Here is a 325-nt window from a genome sequence, read left to right as displayed (position 1 = left end):
CGAATAAGGGTGTTGATAAGCTCATCATCTTCTCTACTATCCACCCTAAGATAGTTTTTTGCTTCCTCAACTGTAACTATCATCAACACCCCTCCTTAAACCATCTTTTTATGCTGCTACGCTTGTTTTAACAGGCAGAATCTGTACTGCTTCTTTAAGCACGAGTTTGCCGTCTACACGCTCTTTAGCGACGAAACCTATCATGCCGTTTCCAGCGAAAAGCTCGGTAAGCTCTTTAAACGAGCGTGAACCACGATCACCAATGTTGTAGTACGAGTAGTCGCCAAAAGCCACCATGTTTTCAGGCGCGTAAGCAGACGTGTAT

At 44.3% G+C, this 325-nt stretch carries 2 protein-coding genes; both read right to left on the bottom strand.

Annotated features, from left to right (window positions below; all coding sequences use genetic code 11):
* Positions 1-83: head-tail connector protein (locus ACTJLE_RS06670; protein WP_481267928.1), on the bottom strand; the 83-nt coding region annotated here is incomplete at its 3' end.
* A gap of 25 nt (positions 84-108) precedes the next feature.
* Positions 109-325: phage major capsid protein (locus tag ACTJLE_RS06665; protein ID WP_481267926.1), on the bottom strand; the 217-nt coding region annotated here is incomplete at its 5' end.

This window comes from Gardnerella sp. CCPDSM (assembly GCF_056754715.1).
Note: the sequence above shows the minus strand (reverse complement) of the source record. Positions and strands in the feature narration are given on the sequence as shown.